This window comes from Actinomycetota bacterium, assembly GCA_019347675.1.
Lineage (GTDB): Bacteria > Actinomycetota > Nitriliruptoria > Nitriliruptorales > JAHWKO01 > JAHWKW01.
The window spans coordinates 41,872-58,253 of record JAHWKW010000014.1 but is presented as its reverse complement, the minus strand read 5'-3'; the positions used below and the strand labels follow the sequence as shown (position 1 = coordinate 58,253).

The 16,382-nt window shown below is 72.9% G+C and carries 10 protein-coding genes; 2 read left to right on the top strand and 8 right to left on the bottom strand.

Annotated features, from left to right (window positions below):
• Positions 1-3: 3 nt before the first annotated feature.
• On the bottom strand, positions 4-936 hold the full coding sequence (locus tag KY462_10810) for an LLM class flavin-dependent oxidoreductase (protein ID MBW3578209.1): 933 nt from the start codon (positions 934-936) through the stop codon (positions 4-6).
• A gap of 250 nt (positions 937-1,186) precedes the next feature.
• Here KY462_10810 and KY462_10805 point away from each other — a divergent pair, with 250 nt between their 5' ends.
• A complete protein-coding gene (locus KY462_10805) occupies positions 1,187-1,966 on the top strand; it encodes a patatin-like phospholipase family protein (GenBank protein ID MBW3578208.1) in 780 nt (259 codons plus the stop codon).
• Positions 1,967-1,997: 31 nt separating this feature from the next.
• Here the strand turns inward: KY462_10805 and KY462_10800 are convergent, their stop codons facing one another.
• The 7 genes from KY462_10800 to KY462_10770 all read right to left on the bottom strand — a co-directional run bounded on the left by KY462_10800 (position 1,998) and on the right by KY462_10770 (position 14,824).
• A complete protein-coding gene (locus KY462_10800) occupies positions 1,998-3,026 on the bottom strand; it encodes an SIS domain-containing protein (GenBank protein ID MBW3578207.1) in 1,029 nt (342 codons plus the stop codon).
• A gap of 70 nt (positions 3,027-3,096) precedes the next feature.
• Positions 3,097-4,248, bottom strand: a complete 1,152-nt coding sequence (locus tag KY462_10795; GenBank protein MBW3578206.1) for an FAD-dependent monooxygenase — start codon at positions 4,246-4,248, stop codon at positions 3,097-3,099.
• A gap of 48 nt (positions 4,249-4,296) precedes the next feature.
• Positions 4,297-4,719, bottom strand: a complete 423-nt coding sequence (gene arfB, locus KY462_10790) for an aminoacyl-tRNA hydrolase (GenBank protein ID MBW3578205.1) — start codon at positions 4,717-4,719, stop codon at positions 4,297-4,299.
• Between the two features lie 112 nt (positions 4,720-4,831).
• Positions 4,832-6,829 carry an exodeoxyribonuclease V subunit alpha gene (gene recD / locus KY462_10785; protein ID MBW3578204.1) on the bottom strand — a complete coding sequence of 666 codons (1,998 nt, stop codon included), beginning with the start codon at positions 6,827-6,829 and terminating at the stop codon, positions 4,832-4,834.
• 26 nt (positions 6,830-6,855) lie between these two features.
• Positions 6,856-10,290: a UvrD-helicase domain-containing protein gene (locus tag KY462_10780; GenBank protein ID MBW3578203.1), complete on the bottom strand. Its 3,435-nt coding sequence runs from the start codon at positions 10,288-10,290 to the stop codon at positions 6,856-6,858.
• A complete protein-coding gene (gene recC, locus KY462_10775) occupies positions 10,287-13,760 on the bottom strand; it encodes an exodeoxyribonuclease V subunit gamma (GenBank protein MBW3578202.1) in 3,474 nt (1,157 codons plus the stop codon). Before recC ends, KY462_10780 begins: the two co-directional genes overlap by 4 nt.
• A 104-nt stretch (positions 13,761-13,864) precedes the next feature.
• Complete coding sequence (locus KY462_10770; GenBank protein ID MBW3578201.1) at positions 13,865-14,824, bottom strand: NADP-dependent oxidoreductase; 960 nt, start codon at positions 14,822-14,824, stop codon at positions 13,865-13,867.
• Positions 14,825-15,045: 221 nt separating this feature from the next.
• On the opposite strand from KY462_10770, the gene KY462_10765 reads away from it, so the two are divergent.
• Positions 15,046-16,362, top strand: coding sequence for a branched-chain amino acid ABC transporter substrate-binding protein (locus KY462_10765; GenBank protein MBW3578200.1), 1,317 nt, complete (start codon positions 15,046-15,048; stop codon positions 16,360-16,362).
• Positions 16,363-16,382 lie beyond the last annotated feature (20 nt).

Here is a 16,382-nt window from a genome sequence, read left to right as displayed (position 1 = left end):
CGGTCACAAGTACCCGCCCGGACGCTCGCGTGCCGCCTCCGACCCGTCCACACACGGGTGCTGGTCGCCCAACCGCTCGCAGACGCGCGGGACCACGTCACCAGCGAAGCGGCGGGCCTGGTCGACCTCGTCGCCGTCCAGCGGCCAGAACACCAACGTGTCGAAGCGGAGCTCATCGGCGTAGCGGCACAGCACGTCGACCCAGTGGTCGGCCGGGCCGGACAGGCGGTCACCCTCCTGCCGATCGGCATCCGGGTCCAGGCGCCCCATCACGTTGTAGTTGCGCCGGACACCAGCCGGTTCGCGGCCGGCCTCCTGCGCGGCCTCATCGACGGTGCGCTGCATGTCGGGGATGCGCTCGGGCGGGGCGAAGGATAATGATGCGGTCCAGCCGTCGGCGCGGCGGCCGACCAGCCGCAGCATCCGCGGACCGTACCCGCCGATCCAGATCCGGATCGGTTCCCCAGGCACCGGTCCAGGCCGCGCCCCGTCGAGCCGGTAGTGCACACCCTCGACGGTGGCGGACCGGCGGTCGCCGTCCCACAGCGCCTCGATCACGTCCAGGGCCTCTTCCAACGCGTCGACCGCCTCGCCGGGAGACCGCCGCGGGCCGCCGTAGGCGGCGACCGCGTCCCACTGTGACCCGGCGCCGATCCCCAACTCGATCCTCCCGCCGGTGAGGGACGCGAGCGACGCGGCGCTCTTGGCCAGCATCTGTGGGCCCCGCAGGGGCAGGTTGGCCACGTTGGGCATGACGTTGACGCGGGCGGTGCGGCTGGCCAGGACCGTGAGCAGGGTCCACGTGTCGAGGTGGCGGCGGTGGTAGGGATGGTCCTGGACCGCCACCAGGTCCAGTCCGGCCGCCTCCGCCACGGCGACGAGGTCGAAGGCGAGCTCGAGCCGGTCGGCGCTGGGATCGATGTTGAGGCCGAACACGCACTCCCCCGGGTTCCCGCTGCGTCGAACGTAGAGGACCCGGCCGGCGTCCACGCCGACGGCTCCCTGACGGCGGATCGGCTGGGCATAGTGGCGATGCCGGACGGGGGCAGCGCCTCACGGAGGCGTCTGCGAGACGTCGAGGTTCTGCGGAGGTGGACGTAAGGTGGACGATCAGACCCTGCCGTCCTCACCGACGGTGGCGTTCGTCCTCGGGGGCGGCGGGAACATCGGTTCCTACGAGGTCGGCATGCTCCGCGCGCTGCTGGAGCGAGGCATCCGACCGGACCTGGTGGTCGGCGCGTCCGTCGGCGCAGTCAACGGCGTGGCCGTGGCCGCCGACCCCGCCCTGGAGATGATCGAGAAGCTCGCCGACATCTGGCGGGAGTTGGAGAGCCACGACCTGTTCAGCGGCTCGCTCCTCGACCGCGCCGCGAACCTGCTCCGCACGGGCAGCCACGTGCACTCCAACGAGCCGCTGCGTGAATTGATCCAGGGGATGGTCCCACCCCGGTTCGAGGATCTCACGGTGCCGTTCCAGTGCGTCGCGTCGAGCATCGAGCAGGCCGCCGAGCACTGGTTCTCCAGTGGCCCGGTCGTGGACGCTGTTCTCGCATCGGCCGCGTCACCCGGGCTGCTCCCGGTGGTCGAGATCGACGGTGAGCACTTCCTCGACGGGGGGATCGTCAACGCCATCCCGGTCTCCCGGGCGGTTGAGCTCGGTGCGACGGAGATGTACGTGCTGCACGTGGGGCGGGTGGAGCGTCCCCTCGAGCCGCCCACCAACGTCTGGGAGGTCGCGATGGTGACCTTCGAGCTGTCCCGACGTCACCGTTTCCACCACGACATCGCCACCCTGCCGGACGGTGTGCTCGTCCACGTCCTGCCGACCGGGGAGGCCGACCCACCGCGCTTCGACGTCCTCGACCGGATGCGTTACCGGGACTTCACGGACGCGGAGCGACGGATGGAGCTCGCGTACGAGGCCAGCTGCGAGATGCTCGACGCGGAGCAGCTCTCAGCTGAGTGACAGGCGCGTGCGGTTGGCGATCGCGCCAGCCTCAGCGCGTCTGTGTCACCTTCTGCAGGCTCGGGGGATGGTCGGGGTCGATGCCGCGCAATCCGGCGAGGTACCAGGCCAGCTGCTGCGCCCGGACCACGTACACCAGCGGCGTCAGCGGTTCGGGGATCCCGGCCGGAACGGCCAGCAAGGCTCCGTCGACCGGCAGGTCGGCGTCGGGCTGCGTCACGGCCGACACGGTGGCGCCCCGCTCCCGCAGCGCGGCGGCGGCCTCCGCCACGTCGGCGAACGTGGGACCGGGTGTGGCGTGGCACAACACGTGCAGCTGCTGGCCAGCCATCGCGATCGGACCGTGGAGCAGGTCCGGGGGGGACCAGCCGGTGGCGAGCACCGACGTCGTCTCGGCGATCTTCAGGGCGGCTTCGAGGGCCACCGCGTAGAGGTAGCCACGTCCCACCGACAGCAGCCGTTGGACATCACGGAGGACCTCCGCGGCGGCGGCGGGCGCCTCGACGTCGGTGAGCAGCTCACCGACGACGTCCACGGTGCGGTCCCAGTCGGTACGAGGCCAGCGGGGCGTCCCACCGAGCGCCTCCGCGAGGAGCGCGAACGCCGTGACCTGCCCGGTGAACGTCTTGGTGGCCGGGACCGCGACCTCCTCTCCGGCGCCCAGGGCGAGGACCCCGTCGGCCACGTTCGCCAGCGGCGAACCCGCGTCGTTGGTCACCGCCAGCGTCCGCGCCCCGCATCCGCCCATCCGCTCGAGGGTCTCGACGATCTCGGGCGTGCGGCCGGACTGGCTCACCCCGATCGCGAGGAAACCATCGAGGTCGGTCGTCACCCGGTACCGCGTGTGCAGGCTCGCAGCCGCCAGAGCCGCGTGCCGACCGCCGATGGCCTCCAGCGCGTACCGGGCGTAGACGGCTGCGTAATCCGACGACCCCCTTGCGACCAGGACGGTCCCGACGTGCCGTTGCGGCAACGTCGCGGCGACGGTGGCAGCGATCTCATCCCGGCGCGCGACCAGCCCAGCGATGACCTCGGGCTGTTCCGCCATCTCCTGGGCCATCACCGCCCCGGGGTGCTCGGGGTCCCGCTCCGTGCGCGTCGTCATGTGGCCCCCTCGGACGCCTTCGTCGCTAGCGGCGACGCGTCTCCTTGCCACCCCGCAGACACGCGGCCACGACCGCGGGTAGATGACGGGGCCGGAAGGTCCCGTCGCCCAACGCCACGTCGACCAGTAGGTCGAAGATCGCCGGTGTCGCGGCGGCCGCCAGCGTGGCCTGGACGGTCCAGGGCACGTCGAGCAGGCGTGCGAGGATGCGGGTGTGGCGCCAGTGGCGCCCCAACCGCGTGCGCAACCTCCGTCGGTACGTGGCAGCGGGGTCGGGTGCGGTGGCCGCCGCTTCACCCGCGAGGCGACCCGAGGCGAGGGCGTAGAAGATGCCCTCCCCGGAGAGCGGGTTGATCAGGGAGGCCGCGTCGCCGGCGTACAGCACCGGGCCGGTGGTCAGGGGAGCGATCGAGGTCGACAGCGGCAGGAGGTGACCTCGCAGCGTGCTGCGGTCGATGTCGACGTCGGGGAGGACCTTCCTGACCCGCTCCATCAGCTCCCGCCGCCCGCCGGTGAACCCTCCCACGGGTGCGCACGACCCGACGTTGAGGCGGCCGTCGCAGGTCGGGAACGACCAGACGTAGCGCAGGCCGCCCCCGGCCTGCCACGCGATCAGCAACTCGTCCCGACCGGGGACGGCCGGTGCGTACCCGCGGACGGCCACGGCCAGACCGCGGTCGCCGCCGCCTGCGCGATCGGTGCGCTGTGGTGCCGGCCGAGCCTGAGGTGACAGCACGCGGCGGACCGTCGAGTGGGCCCCGTCAGCGGCGATCACCGTCCTGGCGTGCCACCGCCCGTTGACCACGACGTCGTCGCCGACGCACGTCACCGTTGCCACCGGCTCGGTGACGAGTTCCGTGCCCCGGTCCCGGGCGGTCTCGACCAGCCGCGCGTCGAACTGCTCGCGAGGCACCACGTACCCGGTGACACCGGGGACGCCACTCGCGTCGGCGCCGCGGGGGCCACGCAGGCGGAACCGCGTCACCCGCTCGTCTGGCTTCAGGACGTCCGGCGCACCCAGCGCCCGCAGTTCGCCGTGGGCCTGTGGGCCGATCGCGTCACCGCAGGTCTTGTCGCGTGGGAACGTTGCCTTGTCCACGACCAGGACGCTGGCGTCGGGGCGGGCCTGTTTCGCCGCGAGCGCCGCCGCGGTCCCTGCCGGGCCCGCACCGACCACCACCACATCCCACAGCTTCACAACACGCCCTACCTCGACGAACGCGCGCTAGACCTCCGGGGGACGACGGAGGCGCTTGACCTCGGAACGCTCCCGCTTGTGCTGCAGCCGTCGCTCGCGCGCCGACCGGCTGGGCCGCGTGGGTTTCCGTTGCGTCCGTACCTCGAGGGCGTCTCGCAGCAGGTTGCGCAGGCGACCGACGGCAGCCTGACGGTTGCGGGTCTGGCTGCGATGTTCCGACGCGTGCAGCACCAGGACGCCGTCGTTGGTCAGCCTCGACCCCAGCCGCTCGCGCACACGCTGCTTCTGTGCATCGGTGAGGGCGTCGGTCTCCTCCAGGTCGAAGCGGAGCTCGACCTTGGTCGCGGAGGTGTTCACGTGCTGCCCGCCCGGTCCCCCTGATCGGGCGAAGCGGAGCTCGATGTCGCGCTCGGGGATCGAGATGCCGCGACGGATCCGGATGGTGCTCATGCAGCCAGGGTACGGATGCTCGTACGAGCACCATCACCGCTGATCGTCCTGACGATCGCCTCGCTGATCGCGTTACCCGCTCGAACACCACGGCGTGCGCCAGGCGGCCTGGTCAGGGCGACGCCGGCGTCGAAGCCCCCCACAGCGCGTCGCGCAGGCCGGAGGCGCGCTGGACCTGCCGGTCGATCGCCGCGCGGACAGCTGCCGGCCCCCCGACGATCGTGACGCGTTCCCGGGCGCGTGTGACCGCCGTGTACAGCAGTTGGCGGGTGAGGATCGGCGACGCCAGGTCGGCCAGCACGACGATCACGTGCTGGAACTGCGACCCCTGGCTCTTGTGCACGGTGATGGCGTGTGCGGTCTCGACGGCGTCCAGGCGAGCCGGGTCGAGCAGCCGCACCTGACCCCCCTGCTCGAACGCGACGGCGACGCGGCCATCGCGCTGTGCGACGACCACACCCTGCTCACCGTTGAACACGCCGACCTGGTAGTCGTTGGCGGTGACCATCACCAGCCGTCCCACGTACCACGCTGGGTCGGTGTCGTAGCCGTCCACGTCCTGCACGAGCCACCGCTCGATACGCGCGACCCACGTCGCGACGCCCGCCGGCCCACGCCGGTGTGGGCACAGGATCCGGAGCCGGCCGAGCGCATCGAGCGCCTCGTGCGCGGACCCCGCACGTGCCGCTGCGTGCACCGCCGCCCCGGCGGCGCTCACCGCGTCGCGGACCGGATCCAGCGCGTCCTCGAGCGTGTCCTGCGCCGGGTCGGCCGCCACCCAGCCGATGTCGGGCCGCCCATCGTCGAGGAGCTCGAGGACCGCCGCGACCCGCCCGCGCTGGATCGCGGTGGCGAGCTCTGCGATGCCCGACCGGCGACCGAAGCGGTGGATCGTGGTGAGCACCACGATGCTGTCACCGATGGTCGACCCGGCGGGAGGCTTGTGTGCCGTGACCGGCTGGCCGGTGAGCCGGCGCAAGGCGGTGCGCGCGTCCTCGGTCGAGTGCAGGCCGGCGGTGGTCGGGCCGACGACGTCGCCCAGGACCGTCCCGGCCTCGACCGATGTGAGCTGGTCGGGGTCGCCAACCAGGACGAGGCGGGCATCGTCGCGGACGGCGTCGAGGAGCTTGGCCATCAGCGACAGCGACACCATCGACGTCTCGTCGATCACGACCACGTCATGCGGCAGCGGGTCGGTGCGGTCACGGCGGAAGCGTGTCCGGCTGTTCGGTCGGACGGCCAGCAGCCGGTGGATGGTCGACGCACCCAGGGCCGTCAGCCGCGCGCGGGTCGCGTCGTCGGTGCGAAGATCCACGACCCGCTCGTGCACCGCTTCCGCCAGGCGGTCGGCGGCCTTCCCCGTCGGGGCCGCCAACGCGATCCGCGGGGGACGCTGCCCCGCGGCGGCGGCCTGCTCCTCGAGCAGCGCCAGGATCGCCGACACGGTGGTGGTCTTGCCCGTCCCGGGTCCCCCGGCGATCACCCCCAGCGGCCGGAGCACCGCCACGGCGGCCGCGAGCCGTGGCCGAAGGGCTTCGTCCACGCCGCGGTCGGCGGGGAACATCCGATCGAGGCCGTCGCGGAGGACGTCGACGTCGACGTCGTCGGTCCCGCTCGCGCCCCGCCGCCGCAGGGCGTCCACCACGCGTTGCTGGTAGCGCCAGTACCGGTCGAGGTACAGACGCGACCCGACCAGCCGCACGGGCCTGTCACCCTCGGGCGTCGTCTCCGTGGCCGTCGGGTCGGCGGGCGCCCCGTCGGCGATCGACGGGCTGGTGACGGCGGTCAACGGGCTGGCGGCGACCGCCTCCACCCAGCTGTCGACGTCGGGCCACGGCAGGGCATCGACGTCGACGGCCACGTCGTCATCGGCGGTCACAGAACAGCGGACGGTCGCCAGGTCGACGAACACGTGCCCGAACCGCGGGGCGCGGACCGCCAGGGCGACCGCCAGGAGCACGCTGGGGTCGGCGTCACCGACCAGGCGCGAGAGCGTGGTTGCGACGTGCACGTCGGCCGGCCCGAGGAGCCCTGCGGCGTTGAAGTCACGGAGCAGGTGCGGTCCGCGCTGCACCCGGCGGGCGTCGCGCGGATCGACCGGCCCGAGCAGCGCATCGTCGGCGGGGACAGCAACGGTCACGCGGTCTTCCCGCGGTCGAGCAGGTCGCTGACCGCCTCGATCAGCGACGCAGGCGGCCGCCAGGGGAACACCCCGCAAGGTTGGCCGCCGACCCGGGGGACGTCCGCTCCGGTCATCCCGCGCACGAACAGGTACAGCACCCCGCCCAGGTGGCTGTCGGGCCGGTACCCGTCCAGACGCCAGCGCAGGTAGCGGTGCAGCGCGACGCTGTAGAGCAGCGCCTGCAACGGGTAGTGGCCGCGCGCCATCGCGTCGGCCAGCGCGGCCGGTCGGTAATGCCAGGCGGTGAGCCGTCCGTCGCCGTCACCGAGGCGGTTGGTCTTGTGGTCCACGACCACGAACCGCGGTGTGCCGCCGGGACCGCGCACGCGGAGAACCAGATCGATCGAGCCGGTCAGGTACCCGCGGACGTTGCGGCGGAAGGCGGGATCGTCCAGCTGAGCCGGGTACTCGGCCAGCGGACCATCGTCTGCGAGCCAGGTGGCCAGCAGCTCCCCGATCGCGGCAACCGCCAGGTCGGCGCTGGGGGAGGTCGCTGCGACCAGCGGGAGCTCGAAGGCGACCTCGTCGAGGCGGTCGGCGCGGGTCACGTCGCGGAGGCGAACGTCGCCGACCAGCGCGCCGAGCGGGGTCTCGATCACCCGCCGCAGCCCGGCGACCAGTGCCGCCTGGTCGCCGACGTCGACCGAGCGTCGCGTGAGCTGCACCGCCACCTGCGCGGCGAGCTCACGGTCGAGGTCGTCGGCCGCGAAGTCGGTGTGTTCCAGGACGGCGTGGACGAACGTGCCGATATCCGCCCCGCCCGGCAGGCCGACGAGCGGTGACACGACCGAACGTAGCCGGCGGTCCTCGCGGACTCCGCCCGCGACCGCGGCAGCTGCCGTGGTCAGCGACGGTTCGTCATCGACGACGTGCTCGTCGGGTTCGCTGGTCACCAGCGTGTCGTCGCGCGCGGCGATGAGGGCCGTATACGAGGTCCGCTGCCACGTGCGATCCAGGCTGCGGTCGAACGTGGCCGCGGCCAGCGCCCGGCCCGTCGCGGGTGCGGCCGTCCAGGCCTCCGTCGGCGGGTCGGGTGGGGTGGCTTCGATCGCGATCGTGCCACCGGCGCGTGCGGCCAGCTCCTCCAGTCGCCGTTGCGCATCCGCGTCGCTCGGCAGGGATGCCCGGCCCTGGCTGAGCACGCGCCCGTCGCGGGAGCGGCAGAACAGCACCCGTGCCACCGCTGAGTCCTGGCCGCGTGCGGCCGGGGCCCACCACACCACGGCCTGGTGACGTGCCCGGGTCAGGGCCACGTACAGCATCCGCAGGTCCTCGCCCTTCTGCTCGCGTTCCGCGAGGCGCTGGTGGTGATCGAAGTCCGGGGCGCTGTCCCCGCCGACGTCGACGATCCGGCCCGGTCCGGTGTCCGGGTCGTGGAACACCGGGACGTTGGTGTCGACGGGCCGCGACGACCACAGGAAGGGGCAGTAGACCACCGGGAACTCCTGGCCCTTGCTGCGGTGGATGGTCACGACCTGGACCGCTTCGGCGTCGGACTCCAGGCGGCGGGCCCGCTCCTCGGCGTCGAGGTCGTCGCCGGCCTCGGCGATGCGCGCGCGCAGCCAGTTGGTCAGGGCGGTGACGCCGAGCTCCTCGGCGGTCGCCGCCGCGTGCAACAGCTCGCCGATGTGGTGGATGTCGGTGAGCAGGCGCTCGCCGGCTTCGCGGGCCAGGAGACGCTCCGGTAGGCGCTGGTGGACGGTCAGCGTCTGCAGCAGCGACGCCACGCTGTGGTGGCGGAGGATCGCGGCCCACCGGTGCAGCCACAGGTGGACGTCCACGAGCCGGTCGGGTTGGTCGACCGTGGCGGCCACGTCCTGGCCGTTCCAGCCCACGAACGCCGTCAGCGCCGCCGCGCGGGTGCGGGTGGGCGAGGCCGGCCGCTCCAGCGCCTCGAGGAGCCGGAGCCAGTCGGTGGCGGCTGGGGTGGCGAACACGCTCCCGACACCGTTGATCACCGCCGGGACACCGACGGCACGCAGGCTGCGTTGCACCAACGCCGCCTCGACGTTGCGGGGCACCAGGACCGCGATGTCGGCGGGGCGGATGCTGGCACGGCTGCGTTCGCGACCGTCGGCGCCGCGGCTGATCACCTGCGCCCCGGACGCGAGCAGGCCGACGACGTCGGCGGCCAGATCGGCGGCGATGTGCCTGCGTGCGGCAGCCGCCTGGACGGCCCCCCACCGGGTGGTGCGCAGGCCCGGGTGGCGGGCGACGAACCGGATCCGGAGAGGCGCGTCGGAGGGGCTGCCGACCAGGCGCGGGGAGCGGAGACCGTCGGTGGCCTTGACGGCGCGGTAGGCGATGCCGGGATGGCCCAGCGCGGCGCCGCGGAACAGCAGGTTGTAGGCGTGGAGCAGGCCGCCATCGGATCGCCAGTTGACGTCAAGGGTGGACCGGGTGGGGGCCCGCGTCGCCGCGGTCAGGTAGGAGTGGACGTCCGCGCCACGGAAGCGGTAGATCGCCTGCTTGGGGTCGCCGATCAGGATCAGGCCGCACCCGTCGCTCGCCCCACCGAAGGCCGACGACAGGATGTCCCACTGCACCGGGTCGGTGTCCTGGAACTCGTCGACCAGGGCGATGCGGTACTGGGCACGCAGCCGGCGTCGCGCGGCGGGTCCGCGATGAGGGTCGCCCAGGGTCTGGGCCAGCCGCGCCAGCAGGTCGTCGTACGACAGTTGACCGGCAGCCCGCTTGCGGTCGACGACCTCGGTGCGGACCGCCCGGGCGAGCTCGACGCGGAGCGCGGCCGTGCGGTCGGCAGGCCGCTCGGGGACGATCGTGGCGTCGCAGTTGGCGACCACCGCCGCAGCGATCGCCGACAGATCGCGGCGCGAGACGGGCGGCTCCCCGACGGTGCGGTGGAAGCGTCTCACCATCACGTCGTCGACCACGGCCTCGACCAGGTCACCCTGGTCGTCGACCAGCGTGGCGTCGCGGTCGACGTCTGCGGCGAGCCCGACGCCGTGAAGGACGTGCTGGCAGAAGCCGTGGATGGTCGCGATCGTCGCCGCGTCGAACTCGCCGAGCGCGACGAGCAGCCGCCGGCGCCGTTCGGCGACCTGCGCGCGGCCGCCGGCACCCAGTAGCGCGGCGACCCGGTCGTCGGTGCGGTCTGGATCGGATCCTGCCAGGACGTGCTCGAGGTGGTCAGCGACGCTGACCAGGCGTCGACGGACGCGGTCGCGGAGCTCAGCGGTGGCCGCCCGCGTGAACGTCACCACCAGCAGCTCGGGCAGCCGGTACTCCTCGGCCACGTACCGCGCCACGAGACCCGCCATCGTGTGGGTCTTCCCGGTCCCGGCGCTGGCCTCCAGCACCACCGTGCCGGTCGGAAGCCGCCCCGCGGGGTCGAAGTGGTGGATCGTGGTGGTCGCCGTGGGGCTCATCGGTCGTGGCACTCCTCGAAGGCGATGAGCGGCTCCCACAACCGTCGGGCGTAGCGGCCGAAGCGTGACGTCTCGTCGGCGGCCCAGCCGTCGCCGGTCTCGTCGTCGCGCGCCACCGCACCGAGCACATGGTCGAACCCGACGACGCCGCCGAGGACGAGGACGTGGTGGGGGTCGCGGTCCTCGCGCGCGTGGGTCCACTCGGTCGTCCACGCGTCGTGTGCGGCGGCGGCCGGGTCATGGTCACCGTCGACGGCCTCGGCGTACACCGCGGAGGTGTCGCAGTAGATGGGGAGTGGTTCGCGTCGGCTCCGCAGGTAGAGGTCCACGAGGCGGATCAGCTGGGCACGGGCCGTGCGTTGTCGCTCGGCGGCGGTGGCGCCCAGCGGTCCCAGGCACGCCACGGTCACCTCGGCCCGCTTGCGTGGGGTGCGGCAGCGCCCCACCGTGACGGCGCGCAGGGCCCGGTCGGGTTGCGCCGCCGTGGCGGCGACCAGCCGTGCCCAGGCGGCCAGCCGGTGCTTGGGCGCGACCCGTGAGTACTGCACCACCAGGATCACCTCGCCGGCGACGTCGGGAACCGTTCCGGTCACGGTCCGTCCGGCGGGCAGGTCGAGCGCGACCTCGATGCTCTCGCGCGGGGCGCCGAGGTCGGCGTGGTCGCTGGCGCAGGCGACCAGCGCGTCGACGGTGGTGGTGATCTCGTCCAGGAGGGGGTCGGCGAGTCCCCCGGGCGGGAGGGTGCCGCGTGCGCGCTCGACCCGCACCCACCGCTCGACGCTCGCTCCTGCCAGGCGTGCGGTCAGCAGCCCCTCACCGACCGCGTGCCGCTCGAGACCGGCCAGCTCCACCGGGATGGCGTCGGAGACGGCCTCGTTCTGTCCGGGGAGGGTCACCCCCAGACGCCGACGCAGGAACGCCTTCACCGGGTGCTGCAGGAAGTCCACGATCTCGCCGAGGTCGATGACGTCCTCGGCGTCGACCTCAGCCAGCGGTGTGGGCAGGAACGGGGCGTCGTGGGTCTGGCCGGCCGCGCGGACGCGGGCCCCGGCCAGGGCGTTGCGGTCGAAGCCCCACGGCCCATCGGCCAGGAGCTGGCCGGAGTGGAAGTTGCGGGCGTCGAAGGGCTGTAGCGGGTGGTCGATCACGACCTGGTCGCGGGCCGGTTCCTCGTCGCCTCCGACGCGGGGCGCGCCGGCGCGGACGGTCCGGTCGATCACGTCGAGCAGCTCCCCGATCGGGACGGCCGGAGGCTGCTCCTGGTTGCTGCGTTCGTCCCGGCCGGTGTAGGTCACGACCAGCGTGTCGGTCGCGGCCAGGAGCGCATCCAGGAGCAGCTGGCGGTCCTCGGTGCGTGGGTCGCGGTCGCCGACGTGCGGGTCGCGTGCGACCAGGTCGTCACCGTCGGGCGCGGTCCGGCGCGGGAACGCCCCGTCGTCCATACCCAGCAGGCACATCACCCGGTGAGGGACCGACCGCATCGGCACGAGCGTGCACACGGTGAGGTCACCGGTGCGGTGGTTGGCGCGGGTGGGGCGCCCGCGGAGACGACCCGCCAGGAGCGTGCGGATCTCGTGCAACGTCAGCGGAACCGGGCTGGTGGCCCCGTGGTGGGTGGCTTCGGAGACGACCTCGTCGAGGAGACGGTGCACCTGCACGGTCTGCCACCGTTCGCGTTCGGCGGTGACGGTGAGCAGCGCGGACGCCTCCGCGATGGCGGCCCGCCACCCGGCCACGGTGTGGGGGCCGGCGAGTGCGTCACGGGTCGCCGCGAGCCGGTCGATGAGCTCGGCGAAACGGCCGGCGAGGTCGACCTGGGATGCCTCGACGTCGTCGAGCGGGACGGTTCCGCCGACCAGGTGCTGGTCCTCGTCGGCCATGGTGACACCCAGCAGGAGGCGGTCGATGCCGGCCCGCCACGTGTTCGCCGCGACGTCGTGCAGGCCGAACCTGGCCCGGTGGTCGCCATCGAGCCCCCAACGGATGCGGGCGTCGGCGACCCAGGTCTCGAGCTGCTGCAGGTCATCGTCATCGAAGCCGAAGCGGCGACGGACCGGCTCGCGGGACGCCAGGTCGAGCACCTGCGAGGCCGTCAGCCGCCCTTGGGCCAGCTCCAGCAGCTCGGCGACGACGCGCATCACCGGGTTGGTCTGGCGGATCGAGCGGTCGGCCAGACGCACCCTGAGGTCGGGCAGGTCGCCGGCGGGGCCGCTGTCGGTCACGGCCCGCGCCCCGAACACCGCGTGCACGATCGGAGCGAAGATCTCGATGTCGGGGCACGTGACGATGACGTCGCGCGGTTCCAGCGTCGGGTCCTGGGCCAGCAGGTGGAGGATCGCGTCGCGCAGCACCTCGACCTGGCGGGTGCGGCCGTGGCAGGCGTGCACCTGGATGGAACGGTCACGGGGGTCGAGGACCGGACGGAGGTCGTCTCGGCCGGTGGCCGGCGCTCCGGGCGGGAGCCGGTCGGCACGGACGTCGGCCTGGATGCGCGCCAGGAGGCTGGCAGGCCGATCGTCGACGGCGTGGTGGTCGTCGGTGTGCGCGCCAGCCGCCCCGGTGACGACCAGCTGCAGCTCACGGGCGTCGCGCCCCCAGGACGCCAGCAACGGGTTGCTGGGCAAGTCGCGGGTGAGGTCGTCGACACGGCGGCGTCGCCGTGGGGCCTCCGCGACGTCGGCCGCGACCCGGCTCCACAGGACCGGGGAGGGGTGCAGGAGCAACAGGTGGACGTCGCGGGTCGCGGCCAGGGCAGCCAGGAGGGCGGCGTAGCTCGCCGGGAGGGCGGTGAGCCCGAACAGCGCGAGCCGCGGCGGGAAGCCGGGGACGTCCAGGCCGTCGCGGAGCTGGTCGACGGCGTCGTGGAGCCGCTCCGCGGGGCTGGGCACACCGAGGCGTTCACGGACGCAGCGCCACAGCCGCGGCTGCCAGCGGGCGGCTGCGTCGAGCGCTGCGTTGGAGCCGTCCACGTCGCGTCCGGCCGCCCAGGCGCGGACCATCTCGGGACGGTGCACGCCGTAGCGGTCGTAGAGGTCGGCGACGTGTCGGACCGCCGCGTACCGGCGCGCCGGTGTCGGCGTGGCGTCGTCCCCGGTCGCCGCGCGCAGGTGGGCGCGGATCGGGGTGAGCCAGGCCTCGTGCAGGTGGGCGTCGACCGTCTCGAGCAGCGGCCACACCAGCCGGTCGGGAAACCACGGGTCCTCGTCGGGGCGCAGGTCGGCGGCGGCGGCCAGGGCCTGGCCCATGACACGGCTCGGGAACGGGAACGCGACGTTGGCGCAGACACCGTCGCGCCGCCCGACCGTGGTCCCCAGCCGGGTCGACAGCTCCTGGGCCAGCCACCGTTCGATCCCGCGGGACGGGACCGCCACGACCTCGGGCGTCATCGGGTCCGGCAAGGACGTGGCGATCACCCCGGCCAGAGCGTCGACCAGCCGGTCCGCCCGTTCGGCGCGGTGGATGTGCAGCACACGGTGCCCTCCGCCAGGCGACGAAGTATGCCGGTGACGTGCGACACCTTGGCGGCGACCTGCACGCCGCGGTGGGGATGGGGCCGCGGTCGTCGGGGTGCCGGCTAGCGCCGCGGTCCGGGCACGTGCAGAACCAGCTTCCCGCACACGTGGCCGTCCTCGCTGACCCGGTGCGCGTCGGGGGCCTCGTCCAGGCGGTAGGTGGCCTGCACGCGTGGTTCGAGCACGCCCTCGTCGACGAGCGCAGCGATCCTGGCCAGCTGCTCGCCGTCCGGTTCGACCAGCATGCCGGTGGCCCGCACCCCCCGCTCATCGGCCAGTTGCCGTTCCTCGTCGCTCAGGCTGGACAACCGCACCAGCACCCCTTCGGGCACGAGCACGTCGAGCGAACGGACCAGGGTGTCGCCACCGATCGGGTCGATCACCACGTCGACGTCGTCGACGGCCTCGGCGAAGTCCGTGCTGGTGTAGTCGATCACCTCGTCGACCCCCAGCGACCGCAGGAAGTCGGCGTGGCGCGACGAGGTCCCGATCACGCGCGCGTCCTTCCACTTGGCCAGCTGGACGGCGACGTGGCCGACGCCCCCGGCAGCGGCGTGGATCAGCACCGTCGCACCCGGTTGCAGGCCAGCGTGATCGAACAGCGCCTGCCACGCGGTCAGTGCCACCAGCGGGAGCGCCGCGGCTTCGACGGCGCTGATGCTGGCGGGTTTCGAGGCGAGGTGCTCGGCGGGGGCGGCGACGTGCTCGGCGTACGCCCGGCCGAGCTCAGGGAAGCGGACCATCCCGAACACGGCATCGCCGGTCGCGAACTGCGCCACGTCTGGCCCGACCGCCTCGACGACACCGGCGACGTCCCACCCCAGGATCCACGGCGGCTCGCCGACCTGCCCGGCCACGCCACCGCCCCGCCGGGTCTTCCAGTCCACCGGGTTGATCCCGGCCGCGTGGTTGCGGATCAGGACCTCACCGGGTCCGGGGGTGGGCTTGTCGACCTCGTCGACGGCCAGGACGTCCGCGTCGCCCGTCTGCTGGGCCACGACCGCTCGCATCAGCTCCGCCATGGGGGTTCCGCTCCTCGCGCTGTCGTCGTCACCGACGCTATTCGCTCGAGGTCCGCGCCGTCACCCGACTCGGGGCGCTGCGTGGTCGCCGGCACCCGGCCGGCTGCACGCAGCCGCACCCCCGGCCGTGCGGCGGTACTTCCGGGCGCGCTCCGACCGTTGTAGTGTCGGCCGTCCGGCGGTCTGTCGTGACCACCGTGACCCTCGGAGGAGGCGACGACATGCGGGACCGGAAGGCGTCGGGCTGGTTGGGGCTCGCCTTGGCGATGATGCTGTTGGCGGTCGCGTGCGGTGGCGGGGGCGGCGAGGTCCAGACCACACCGACCACCCCCACGGACCAGGGGGCCGGCCTGGGGACGATCACGATCCGAGCCGGCGAGCCGGTCAAGATCGCGGTGCTCCAGGCGATCTCGGGTGACAACGCCAACCTCGGTGAGGACCAGGTCCGTGCCTCCAAGATCGCGATCGATCGTCGGGAGGGCCGGCTGCTGGGCCACGCGATCGAGCTCCAGGTCGAGGACGAGGCCTGCTCGAGCGAAGGCGGCCAGACCGGCGCCCAGAAGATCGTATCGGATCCCCAGATCATCGGGACGATCGGGACGAGCTGCTCGACCGCGGCGGTTCCCGCCTCACAGGTGATCTCCCAAGCGGGTGGCGTGCTGATCTCCGGCTCGAACACCTCTCCGTCGCTGACCGCGAGGGGCTACCTGGAGGAGGGAACGCTCGAGCAGGCGGAGAACTTCTCGGAGGGGTACTACCGCACCGCCCACAACGACGAGTTCCAGGGCCACGGGGCGGCGCAGTTCGCCTACGAGGAGCTTGACGCCAGGACGGCGGCGACCGTCCACGACGGCGACCCCTACACCGAGGGGCTGGCGACCGAGTTCGGCCGGTTCTTCCAGGAGTTCGGCGGTGAGGTGGTGCTGGCGACCGCGGTCAACAAGGGCGACACGGACATGCGACCGGTGCTCACCGAGGTCGTCGCCGAGAAGCCCGACATCTTCTTCTTCCCGATCTTCCAGCCGGAAGCGGACTTCATCGTCCAGCAGGCGACGGAGTACCCGGAACTCGATGACGTGACGTTCATGGGCGCGGACGCGTTGCTGTCCGACACGTTCGTCACCATTCCGGAGAGCGAAGGGATGTACTTCTCGGGGCCGGCCCGGAGCGAGTCCGGCCAGTACGACGACTTCGTCGAGATGTACGAGAGGGACTTCGGCGAGAAACCGATCCAGTCCTTCCACGCCCACGCCTACGACGCCACCAACCTCCTGCTCGACAAGATCGCGGAGGTCGCCGAGCAGGACGGCGACACCCTGACGATCGACAAGCAGGCGCTCCGCGACGCCCTGTACGCCACCAGGGACTACGACGGCCTCACCGGGCGGATCACGTGCAACGTCTTCGGTGACTGCGCCGCGCCGCGCATCGGCGTGTACCACAACACCGACCCGTCGGTGGGCATCTTCGGGACGATCAGCAACGTCGTGTTCACGTCCTCGCCGGAGGTGGAGGCCACCGTCCCCGAGCGGCGGTAGACGCACGGGTCCTGGCCGGC